Annotated in this window: 9 protein-coding genes; 3 read left to right on the top strand and 6 right to left on the bottom strand. The window is 50.8% G+C overall.

Annotated features, from left to right (window positions below; all coding sequences use genetic code 11):
- Positions 1 to 27: 27 nt before the first annotated feature.
- The 6 genes from AR333_RS23730 to AR333_RS23705 are packed head-to-tail and all read right to left on the bottom strand — an operon-like array spanning position 28 to position 6,156.
- Positions 28 to 990 carry an ATP-binding cassette domain-containing protein gene (locus AR333_RS23730; RefSeq protein WP_253735963.1) on the bottom strand — a complete coding sequence of 321 codons (963 nt, stop codon included), beginning with the start codon at positions 988 to 990 and terminating at the stop codon, positions 28 to 30.
- Complete coding sequence (locus tag AR333_RS23725) at positions 873 to 1,712, bottom strand: hypothetical protein (RefSeq protein ID WP_068777825.1); 840 nt, start codon at positions 1,710 to 1,712, stop codon at positions 873 to 875. The genes AR333_RS23730 and AR333_RS23725 overlap by 118 nt, the downstream gene beginning before the upstream one ends.
- Positions 1,705 to 2,322, bottom strand: a complete 618-nt coding sequence (locus AR333_RS23720) for an RNA polymerase sigma factor (RefSeq protein WP_068777824.1) — start codon at positions 2,320 to 2,322, stop codon at positions 1,705 to 1,707. The genes AR333_RS23725 and AR333_RS23720 overlap by 8 nt, the downstream gene beginning before the upstream one ends.
- Positions 2,323 to 2,360: 38 nt before the next feature.
- Positions 2,361 to 3,080 (bottom strand): hypothetical protein, encoded by a 720-nt coding sequence (locus AR333_RS23715; RefSeq protein WP_253735962.1) that lies wholly within the window; start codon positions 3,078 to 3,080, stop codon positions 2,361 to 2,363.
- Positions 3,077 to 5,296 (bottom strand): hypothetical protein, encoded by a 2,220-nt coding sequence (locus AR333_RS23710; RefSeq protein ID WP_068777822.1) that lies wholly within the window; start codon positions 5,294 to 5,296, stop codon positions 3,077 to 3,079. The genes AR333_RS23715 and AR333_RS23710 overlap by 4 nt, the downstream gene beginning before the upstream one ends.
- Entirely contained in the window at positions 5,293 to 6,156 is an 864-nt protein-coding gene (locus AR333_RS23705; protein ID WP_068777821.1) for an ABC transporter ATP-binding protein, read from the bottom strand. The genes AR333_RS23710 and AR333_RS23705 overlap by 4 nt, the downstream gene beginning before the upstream one ends.
- Before the next feature lie 214 nt (positions 6,157 to 6,370).
- On the opposite strand from AR333_RS23705, the gene AR333_RS23700 reads away from it, so the two are divergent.
- The 3 genes from AR333_RS23700 to AR333_RS23690 all read left to right on the top strand — a co-directional run bounded on the left by AR333_RS23700 (position 6,371) and on the right by AR333_RS23690 (position 11,552).
- Positions 6,371 to 7,240: a radical SAM protein gene (locus tag AR333_RS23700; RefSeq protein ID WP_068777820.1), complete on the top strand. Its 870-nt coding sequence runs from the start codon at positions 6,371 to 6,373 to the stop codon at positions 7,238 to 7,240.
- Positions 7,241 to 7,565: 325 nt separating this feature from the next.
- Positions 7,566 to 9,140 (top strand): CAP domain-containing protein, encoded by a 1,575-nt coding sequence (locus AR333_RS23695; protein WP_253735961.1) that lies wholly within the window; start codon positions 7,566 to 7,568, stop codon positions 9,138 to 9,140.
- A 399-nt stretch (positions 9,141 to 9,539) separates the two neighbouring features.
- Positions 9,540 to 11,552: an FAD-dependent oxidoreductase gene (locus tag AR333_RS23690; protein WP_068777819.1), complete on the top strand. Its 2,013-nt coding sequence runs from the start codon at positions 9,540 to 9,542 to the stop codon at positions 11,550 to 11,552.
- Positions 11,553 to 11,812 lie beyond the last annotated feature (260 nt).

The following is an 11,812-nucleotide window of genomic DNA, read 5'->3' as shown; positions in this document are numbered from 1 at the left end:
AAATAGCGGGCTTAAGGGTGTCACTTCTTATTCCAGCCGCCTGGAACGTATAAAATACGCATCTTCGATGGTAGTTCCGACTTCCTCGAAGCCAGGACCGGGACAATCACGGCTGAATATGCGCCATTGCAAGTCATTGTTTCCTATAGGCTTCTTAACCATTACATAAGCTTCCTTCCAGGAAGTTATCCGGGCATCGGCAGGAAGAATCCCTTGCCATACCCGGAGCGTGGTCTGCCTCCAAAGCCGGGGTGTTCCGTAAAAAGCAGGCATACCTGCATCCAGCCAGAGCAGTTGATCCGCTTCATTCCATTCGGAAAGCTCATGCGCAGCCACCAGAATTACACAGGTTCTGGCGTACCGGTACAGAATACGGGTGACCGCTTTGCGCTGGAAGGAGTCCAGATAATTAAGCGGCTCATCCAGCAGCAAATACCGGGGCGATCCGAGGAGTGCCTGGCAGATGGCCAGCCGCTGCTGCATGCCTTGGGAGAGAGTTCCGATTCGCTTGCGCTTCACGTCAAGCAGCTCAAATTCACCCAGCAGACGATCGGCTTGCTTAGGGTCTGCACCTTTGAGCAGACACATATAGTTGAGCAGCCGCAGCGGCGTCATGTCTTCATGCAGTTCCACATCGGAGGGCACGTAGCCGATGCGGCTGCGGATAAGCGGGAGCTGCTCACGCGGACTTCCTTCCCGATAGCTGATTTCACCGGTATCAGGGAAATCTGCGGTCGCGAGCAGCCGCAGCAGCGTGGATTTCCCTGAGCCGTTACGGCCGACGAGCAGGGTCAGACCGGTGGTTAGCAGCAAATCATCTGCCTGCAGCCGGATCTGCCCTTTATAGGAGCGGGACACTTGATGCAGGCGGATCATACAGACTGCCAGCCTCGCACCGTTGCCAGCCGCAGGCTGCTGCGGTAAGCGGTTAATAGCAGCAGCAGTCCTGCCGCTATTAAGGAGATCTGCAGGATGAGCGTCCAGCTCCATGCCGCATCCTGGAATTCACGGCGCAGCCAGCCTTCCGCAGCCAGTTCCGCCCCCCATCCGGATCCTGCTGCAAGGATCGCGGCGGACATGCCTTTTTTCATAAGGACAAGGGCGGTTAGTCCGCTTACGAGAAATAGGGGAGCTATCCAGTCGAACACGAAAGGCAGCATAGAGAATATTCGGGAGTCTTCAGTCAGGGTCATAATGGTGTAAAGGGACCCCGCTATACCCAGAACAGCAATCATGAAGAGCAGTACGATCAGGCGGCTGAACATCAGCAGAGCGGGTGGATAAGGCGTAACGCTCTCAATCATCCGCATCCCTTCATTCCAGCTCCGGTGTTGATACAGGAAGCCGCATACGAGCAGAAGGGGGAAAGCCAGAGAATAGGAGGAGCGGGCCGGAAGCGGACCATTCATATGAAGCGTCGAATTAATCATAAGAAGCATGGCGAACAGCACAAGACTCAGGAGCCAGAACCATTTGTTATACATAGTGAACTGATGCTTGCACAGAGCCGGCAGAGAAGGGCGGACAGGAACGGCAGGATCCGGTTGCGCTTCATTCCCGGCATTTTCTCGTATGACATCAAAGTGGATCTGCAAGCGCCCAAGCAGGGCAGAAGTATCTGTGCTGGTCGGTGTCGTAACCAAATAGCCTCTTAAGAGAGAAGAGGTGCTCTTCTCAAGTTCCTCTAGTTGTTTATCGTCCGGGTCATGCATGTGGTTTTCCCTCCCTAGGTGCGCGTATTAATGGATTATCTTCGGAGTTACCGTTGGGCAGCAATTCCCCCATACTCGTTCCTAACAGAACCTTTAGCTTGCGAAGTGCGCTGTACAGATGGGTCTTCGTTGTACTGAGGGGAAGGTCGAGGACTTCGGTAATCTCCTGCAGCTTAAGGTCATGGAAGAAGCGAAGCACGACAATATTATTCTGGACCTCCGGCAAAGATCGGAGCGCCGCTATCATTTCTTTCCTGGCTTCCTGACGTTCATATATCTCTACGACGGAAGCTTGAAGGTCCGGAGTTTCAGGCAGTTCAGCGGTCAGATGATTTTCATTCCGGTAGGCGAGACTTTTCCAGTAATCGCGGCATAAATTAAGCGCGACCCGGTACATCCAAGGCCGGATGTTATCCGGAACTTTGCACTGCTGAAGCTGCTTGAGAAGCCTTACAAATACTTCTTGTACGAGATCCTCGGCCTTGCGGGCATCGTACAGCATGCGTTCCAGGTAATTCTGCAGCGGAGCGTGGTAGCGGTGAACGAACGCTTCGAAAGCAGCTTGATCTCCACGCGCCATTGCTTCCACCAGATGTTCATCGGTGAGCATGTCCAGCCTCCTTTTTTAAGATATGATGCAGCCCTTTTCTACTCTTCCTCCTCATGGCCGATCCATCTGCTGCGGTTGTCTGCAACGAGTAGTGTAAGTGCTAGGAGCAGGCAAGCGGCTGCTGTTAGCAGAAGCCGGTTAGTGAGGAACAGCCCCGGAAGGCCGCGGGAGTGTTCTTTTATAAAAGAGGTATGAAGAGCCAGATACGGCATCCAGGAGCCGTGAGAAAGCATGTCCAGCATCCAGATCCCTAAACCTGCCAGCAGTCCGGTATATATTTTCTTTGTCAGGAGGAGCAGGGTAATGACGAGCAGACACATGAATAGGAGGGCAGGAAGCTGCTGAAGCAGCAGGGAGCCTATTCCGGCATCCGCTTGGGGCTGCGGCTCAACGGGGCTGCTGTAAGAAAACACAAGAGTGGAGACAGTGCCGAATTTAGCCCGGTAAGCCGTATGCCAACTTATTTGATACAGGACCGTGAAAAGGGCGAGAAGTCCTAGTTTACGCAAGACCATTCCCTTCATGGATATCGGAAAAGTTGCAAAGATCTCCATTGCCCCGCTGAGCTCACGCTGAAACATGCCGATCGTGAGCATAATGAGCAAGGGATAGAAGGCCGTTTCCGCGTAAAATAGCGGATTGTTCGGATATTCGGGATCGGCCGTAAAGAAAGTGACTGCGAGCATCAGCAGGTAGAGAAAAGGAAGTATCCCCCACATGCTCTTATAATTCAAAAGGTCATAACGGACTATACTCATGGCCCGACTACCCTGTTCCATGTCTCGTTCCAATCATCCAGCGTATACACCGGATATTGAAAAGGAGCTTCCGGCGCGCTCAACCCCTTTTGATAGAAGAAGGCCAGCACCTGTTTGACTTGTTCGCTCTTGCCATCATTTAGTGCTTCCTGTACTTGATGCAGGATTTGATTGCGGGTCCTATCCTGCTCAGGATTGAGGGAATCGGTGTCTGTGCTGGGCAAAAAAACTTGAGAAAAAGCAATTTTTCGTATCTCTTCATCGGTCAATTTGACGCCATCCCTGTAGAAAAGGTACAGATAGGCGGCACGGATTTCCATAAATATGGAAGGCCTGTTTTCGTTTGAGACTTTATCACTCTGCGCGTCTTCCTTGATATCAGCAAAACTGACCTGCCTCTTGTCATCTCCGAACAAGATAGCATTCATGGCATTGACAAGCTGATAATCGTCCAAATTATGGGACTTGGTTTCGCCGATCAGGTAGCTGGAACCCGATATCCCACTAATCCTGGTTTCATGTATCCGAAGATTCTCTAAAGGAAAGTAGAAAAGAGTCCGGATACTTACTAATTCGGTTTTAAGCAGCGGCTCGTAATAAGCTTTAAATTTGAGCAGGTCGAACCAGAATTTTTCCGCTTCCAGCCGGTTTCCGGGCGTGGTGACCATTTTCATCAGGCTGTCCGGGTCCTGCAGCTCAATAAAGTTTCCCGCATAGAAAGAGGCTTCTTTTACATTCGTTTGCGTAAAGTGCTGCCTGCTGATGGCACTGACATCTTCCTCCGCAAGATTTCCATAGATTCGGCCCGTAAATCCCTGCCAGGTAACATCGAAATCGGAAGGATATGGAAGGTGGTCTCCGCTGGACGGGTATACCCGGTTGCTGCCTCCATCTTTGACAAACATAGGTTTATTCGTTGCCGCAGGATACCAGCCGCTAACGCCCGGTAAGTAAATGGAAGGGTCCTTTATAAAAGAGACAAACTGTTCCATATTATTGTACGGATCTAATCTCCAGTTAATCCCATCATCCTTATAGATAAATGTAAGATTTTGCATCGTTCTATTCCGGTCGAACTGATTACTGTCTATTGTAATTAAGCTGCCGGTTCTTTGAAAAGAGAGAGACTCTTGATCCAACAACAATTGTTCCACGTGAAAATGAGGGTGAAGCGAGAAGAACGCCTGCCCTTCCGGAAGATCTGTGGTTTTGAAAGAAAGCTGGGCCTTAATCTTAACTTTCTCGGGACTTTGTTTCGTCAATTCCAATTGATAAGACGAGACGGGGAAGGTCACATAGCTATCCGTGCCACCATCGGCAATCTGTACCGCGTGTTGGATCAGCTCGTTACTTGCGGCCATTCGCGGCATCCATATTTGAGCATAGGAATAATAACTTCCAACTGACAAACCTGCAAATGCCAACAGGGCAAGCCCCCATTTGCCGCGGGTATTGCTGGGCCGTATTGTTTTCAGAATGAATACGCAGACAGTAAGCATAAGAAAGGTGAAACTGAGTACGAAGAAACGTGATGACCAAGTTTCCGGTTTTAACAGCCCGATCCCCCAAGCTTCATTAGCGTAAAAAGAATCCAGCATCAGCTGACTGAGGTGAAAAGGTCTCAGCATCTCCAGCTGCACAAGGCCCAGTCTTCGGATCAGGAAGATGTCAATAAAGAAAGTACCAAATATCCAGGCGCAAAAGCCGATTAAATAGATAATACGGTTGCGGATGGCAACCGCCAGCAGCATAGCCAGCGCTAGCGTAACCATATAGGACCACTCGTATTGGATAGCAAAGAATAACAGCTCTTGGAGAAGAACGTCTGTGCTTATCTTATATTGAACAGCAAAATAGACATAAACGGCTGACATAGCTGCTGTAAATAAGGATAAATAAAGAAATCCGACAGCGTATTTAGCGCTAAAGGGAACGGCTGCCGACACAGGGAGTCCGCCCATCCATTCGCAGGAAGGTTTTGAAGTATCGCGGCGTATCATCAGAATCCCGATCAGGACGGCTACTCCGAGACTCAGGGTGTGCTTGACCTTGTGAAAGTCGTAGACATACATATATAAATCTTGCGACACCGGAGGGGCGATTCCAGCTAACGATACAGCCATCCAAACACCGAATAACAAAGGGAGGATTAGAAGAAAAGGGCTGTTGATTAGAAGCCGCAGTTCCAGCAGAAAAGCACGCTGCCACTTAATCACGGACGGTCACCTCCGATTAGTGCCAGGTAGCCGTCTTCCAAAGTGGGCCGGACCGGGATGGAGTCTCCCGCAGGCCGGATCTCGGAGACGATGCGGCACAGCATACCGTGGCTGGTACGTCGCGCCGATACAATCTCGTGAGGCTTATAAGCAGCGAACTCCCGTTCGCCGAGCTCCGCCTCCCACACCTTGCCTTCGGCGCAAGCCTGCAGCTCCGTTAAGCTTCCGGCGAAGGCCACCTGCCCGCGGCTGAGTACCGCTACGCGGCTGCAGCTGCTCTCGATATCGGCCACGATATGGGTCGAGAGCAGCACCGTGCGGCTCAAGCTGGATTGGTTCAGCAGATTGCGAAACCGCACCCGCTCCTCGGGATCCAGACCCGCGGTCGGTTCATCGACGATGAGTACGCGCGGATCGCCAAGCAGTGCTTGTGCAATCCCCAGACGCTGCTTCATGCCGCCGGAGAAGGTCCGGATCTTGGTGCGTGCTTTATCGGTCAGATTAACCTGTTCCAGCAAATACCTGATCTGCTCACGCCGCTCGCCGGGATGGTTCATTCCTTTCATAACAGCTACATAGTCAAGCAATTCAATCGCCGTCAGCTGGGGGTAAAGGTGAAAGTACTGAGGGAGATACCCGATGATCGGGCGGATCCGCTCAGCATCGGCGAGGTCAATACCGCCTATGCGAACGGAACCTTTCGTAGGTTTAAGAAGGGTCGCCAGTATTCGCATCAGCGTTGTTTTGCCCGCGCCATTGGGACCGAGCAGGCCAAACATCTCCTGTTTAATATCCAAAGAAACATCCTGGAGAGCTGCGTGTTTTTTATAGGATTTGGTTAAATTTCTGATTTCAATCATTTCGTTCTTCCTTTGCCAAGGTTTACTCTACGCGTATGTACTTGTTCAACGACAAGGGTTTAATAAAAGTTTGAGAAGGACCAAAGAAATAAATGGGAACCGGAGGAATCCGCTAAGAAAAATGCTATGATAGAAGATATCGACACGAAAATATGTTCGTATCTATCCGCATATAGTCACACAGTTAGTTTGCAAAGAAAGAGAGGTTTTACCCATGAAGGCAGAGGTGCGGTATAAGCAGCCGAAGCGGCTGCTAAACCCGGCGAGCGGATTCTTAAGCGGCTACACGCATACGTTAAACCCTTATACAGGCTGCGCTTATGCCTGCTCTTACTGTTATGTCCGCCGCATGCCTGTCGGGTTGTTCGCCGGCCAGCCCTGGGGATCATGGGTCGATGTCAAGGAGGGGGCCCCGGACTTGCTGGGCAAGGAGCTTGTGCGGGCGCGCAAGAAAGGGCCGGTGACAATATTCATGTCATCAAGCACCGACCCTTACCAGCCCGCTGAAGCCCGCGAAGGGATCACACGGTCGCTGCTTGAAGTCATGGCGGACGATCCGCCGGACTTCCTCTTCTTGCAGACGCGCAGCCCTCACGTCACACGTGATGCGGATCTGCTGCTGCAATTCGGTGATCGCGTGCTCGTGAGCGTCACGGTCGAGACGGACCGCGACGACATCCGCCGAGCATTCGCTCCGTCAGCACCGCCGATTCCCGCCCGCCTGAAGGCGCTGCGGGAGCTGACGGCGCTCGGCGTGCCTACGCAGGCGGCGATCGCACCGCTGCTGCCATGTACAGGCGGGTTCGGCGCACGGCTTGCCGAAGTGACCGCGAACGTGTGTCTGGACACGTTCGCCATGGGGGACGGCAGCGGCGGCAGGCGGACGGAGCAGCTGCGCATCTCGGAGATCCACGAGCAGCTCGGTCTCAGCGAGTGGTACCGGCCGGAAGCGTATCTGCGCGTTCGCGAGCAGCTTAACGGCGCGTTTGATCCGGGCCGCATCCGGATCAGCCGTGATGGCTTCTTGCCCTTGCCAGCCGAAACGGGGACAAGGGATGCCACTGGAGGCGGGCCGGAGGGATGAAGCGGATATCGAGGCCATTTCCGCCCCGGCAAGCCCTGAAGCGCCGCATTTCGGCCTTACAGAATAAAATTTGTATCGGTATCGAGCTATTTCCTATGCAGGAAATTTCAGCCTATTAAAGAAGAATGAATACGCACTCAGCAATTTCTAATCGAGGCTTGCAAAGCTAGGGCTTGCACGGTTTTAACGGTGTAACCACCTGCCTTGAGCTTGATCGGCCAATTTACCGGATCGTTAATTTCAGCTAGAATGATAGAGAAATTTGATAGAGAAACGGTCGTGTAGTACGGCAGAATCCAATTGATCCAATACAAGGAGTGAGCATATGATACGAGGAAACACCAAAATGCTGATCGGCGGTCTGTTGACTTGCGCATTGTTAGTATCGGGGTCACCTGTACCCAACCAGGCGGCCGTTGCGGCTCAAGCGTCATCTGCCCAAGCCGTGTTTACAGATATTCAAGGCCACTGGGCCTCGGAAACAATTCGCTGGGCGTATGGAAAAAATATGACCGACGGTTACTCAGACGGCACGTTCAAACCCGACAAATCGGTGACTGAACCCGAGTTCCTGGCTCTTCTGCTCCGTGCCTATAACAAAGTAAGTCCGGATGCGGCAGCTGATGGCGGCAAGTGGTTTGATTCTTATTATACAAAAGCAGAAAGTTATAACTGGCCTTTATTAAAAGCGGGAAATGCTCCTTATCTGCGGGGCGATGCAGCCAAACTGATTGCCGCGACCCAAGGCAAGAAGCTGTCGACTGAGGATGCGATTAAGCAATTGATTTCACAGGGTTTATCCCAAGGCAAAACAAGTGCCAGCGAGGACGGATTCGCAGCAGGGGACACTTTAACGCGTGCGGAAGCTTTGACTTTCCTGCAGAACCTGCTGCGTAAGCAGAGTGATCTTATAGGCGTGCCTTCCGAGCCTGCTAAAGACCCTGTTCCTTCCACTCCTCCAGGTGGAAATGAGGCAGGAGGCAAGCCAGACAAAGAGCCTGCTCCGGGAGCTGGCACCAAGCCGGATACCGGCACAGAGAAACCGGATACAGATGATTCTGCATCTAAACCTCAGTCCGACCAAGCATTTGCGATAGAAGGCGTAGCTGTAGGGGATACGGAGAACGCTTTGATTCAGAAGCTGGGAAATCCGGTACGTAAAGACCTCAGCGGCTATGGATATACCTGGTATATTTACAATACTGATTATAAGCACTATGTACAGGTAGGTGTGCAGGACGGCAAAGTTGTCGCGCTCTACACGAATACAGGGAACTGGACTAAAGCGGGCGGCGTAACGGTTGACACAACTGCTGCGGGTGTGGAAAGCGGTATGGCCGGAGCCCAGAAAACAGGCGGGAGCAGCGGGAAGTCTGCTGTTTATAAAAGCGGCTCGCTGAACATCACGTTCTACTTTGATGCCAATAACGATGGCAAAGTGATGGGGCTTCTCGTACGTGACGCGGCGGCCAGCACAAGTGCGAGCAAAGCTGACTCTGCCGGCACAGAACTACGGACTGCGTACGAGAAACAGACCTTCGATATCACGAATGCGCACCGTGTACGTCTAGGGAAAACGCCATTTGTATGGGATGACAAAATCGCCGGAACAGCACGCAAGCACAGCCAGGACATGGCGGCGGGCGGATACTTTGATCATACCAACAAGCAGGGGCAATCCCCGTTTGACCGGATGAAGAGCGATGGCCTGCAGTACAGCAGTGCAGCTGAGAATATCGCGGCCGGATATTCCGATCCGATTGAAGTCGTAAACGGCTGGATGAATTCGTCCGGACACCGCACGAACATTCTAGGCGGCACTACACATCTTGGCGTCGGTATTTATTTCGGCGGTTCGATGAACGTGTACTACACTCAGAATTTCTACACCCCACGTTAATACAAGCTTGTTTTAAAGAAGAGAAGATATAAGAAGCGGATCTCCATCAGGGAGGTCCGTTTTTTGTTATATGAAAAACATGTCACTTTACTTGCTGAAAAGGTGAAAAATGTAACTAAAGGTTGGTTTTTGTATGTTTTTAAAGAAGGAAGTGGGCTTTGTAGAACGAATTTATGGATGAAGGGTTTTTGTTTCCATAATTTTGATGTGTAAGATGAAATTTCTTATCTTATGGAGGTTTTCCGGCTGCTGAAATACGTGAGATGAAACCATTACAGGTGTCTATCCGTCATAATAAGAGATTATTTGACATGAAAGGCAGCTATCGTTTATTTATCATGGCAAAGTTCCGCTATAGGTCGAACGATTCTATATTTATGCCGAGGGATGAGGTTGGTCATGCAGCAGATCAAGGAATTGTTGAAAAAATTAGAGGGAAGGACCTGGAGGCTGCCCAGCAAAGGGATGGGGTTAATCAGTGCGTTTACGTTTCTCCTGCTTATCAGCTGCAGCTGGTGGGCTTGGTGGGCTGTGAATGGAAGCGAAGCGGGGGCTCCGGGCCAATCGCAGGGCTTTAAGAAAGTAGTATCCGTTAAAGCACCTGATGAAGAATACGATGTGATTGTAACCGGTACGGATCCAGAAGGAATAGCGGCGGCTGTGTCTGCGGCACGTAATGGCCAGAAGACTTTGCTCGTTGAGGGCAAGGACAGGGATGTATTGGGGGGGCTTTTTACAGTCGGCTGGCTGAACAGTCTCGATAACAGCTTTGCTCCTAATGAGGATGGCAAGGCCAATCCGGATAAATTTCTCAACGAGGGTATTTTCCAGGAATGGCGGAAAGGTGTGGAGGGTACTTCGTTTGATATTAGAACTGCCGCCAACAAGTTTTATGAACTGGTTCGCAAAGAAAAGAAAATTGATCTGTTGATGCACGCATCTGCTTTGGAGCCTATCGTAACAGATTCCACGAATTCGAGTAGTGAGGCAAAAACCGTAACAGGTCTGACGATTACAACTGCGGATGGAAAGATACATAAGGTCAAAGCAAAGACGGTTATTGACGCTACGCAGGATGCCGATGTTGCTGCTGCGGCAGGTGTACCTTTTACATTCGGCAGGGAGGATCTCGGGGATGAGAAATCACTGATGGCTGTAACGCTCGTCTTTAGCCTGAAAGGCATGACAGAGGATATTTGGCAGCAGATGATTAAGAAGGGCGCTGGAGATCCGAACCTCAGTAAAGGTATGGGGGCAGACGCAATGAGCGGCTGGGGCTATTCCGATATGTGGAATTATGAATCTACGAATCCCGACCGGGTCAGGATGAGAGGCCTGAACATCGGCAGACAGAAGGATGGCACAATATTGATTAATGCTCTTCAGATCTTTGGGGTAGATCCGCTTAATCCGGAATCCGTCAAACAAGGGATTGAAATCGGCAAAGCAGAGATTCCCCATGTGGTTGCCCATATGAAGAAGCATTATCCGGAACTGGCAACTCTGGAACTCGGGAGTATAGCTCCTGAACTGTATGTCAGGGAATCTCGTCACATGATAGGGGAATATCGCCTGACGATGACTGATCTGCTTGATAACCGGGATCATTGGGACAAAATAGGCTATGGCTCTTACAACGCGGATATACAAAGTACGAATGCGAAATACCGGGGAACGATTATTATGAAACCTACACAGTATGCGATTCCGTTTCGTACACTTGTTCCGCAAAAGGTAGATGGGATTCTCGTTGTAGGCCGTTCTGCGAGTTTTGATTCCTTACCTCACGGGTCGGCCAGAACGGTACCTGTCGGAATGGCCGCCGGGCAAGCGGCTGGAGCAGCTGCGGCGATTGCATCGGAGCGGAAAGTGACGTTCCGTGATATGACGAATTCGAAGCCGCTGGTAACGGAGCTTCAAGACAAGCTGACTAAACAGGGAGTCCGGCTCCAGCCTTATCCATTCGGACCGCCGGCCTACACGAAGCATAAAGCTTATGAAGGGCTGAAGACAGCTGTCAGCCTGGGAATCGCAAGCGGACATGAAACCAATGATTTCGCGCTGGACAAGCCGTCTAATCCCAAACAGTTGGTGAATGCTATTAACACGATGCGCACCGTAATTAGTAAAGCTTATCCTAAGGCTTTGACTGCCGGGGCGGATGTAACAATCAAGGGATTGACGAAGCCGGATGAGATTGGCTTGACTTGGGAGCAGGCAGCATGGACGATCAGCCAGGCTGTAGGGGCTAAAGTAAGACGGAATGAAGCTGCTGCGTACGTGCTTGACCAGAAAATAGTCAACGGGACCACATATGATCAAATTACCGATAAAGCAAAGCTGACGTATGGAGAGGTCTATCTTCTTCTGCGTGATGTTCTTAAAGCCCAAGCGGGCGTCGTTTATAACTAAGTTGGACTAAAGTAGTTGTAGGTTATCCATGTTAAAGGCTGCGTGACTGCAGCCTTTTTCTTGTGGCTGCGGATTTTTTTTGCAGAGAGTAAAGAAATTTGTCCTACTAACTAGGAGAAATCTGCTATAATGATAATATATGGAAAATACGAAGTATATCTAGCCCACCTTTAAAATGAACTTCTCAAAGGAAAGTGAGCTCACTTGCATGAGGCAGTTAAGGTCTAATCCGGTTTACAAGCACATTGCACGAAATGGGA

Origin of the sequence: Paenibacillus sp. FJAT-26967 (genome assembly GCF_001541095.1) — a bacterium.
Lineage (GTDB): Bacteria > Bacillota > Bacilli > Paenibacillales > NBRC-103111 > Paenibacillus_F.
Note: the sequence above shows the minus strand (reverse complement) of the source record. Positions and strands in the feature narration are given on the sequence as shown.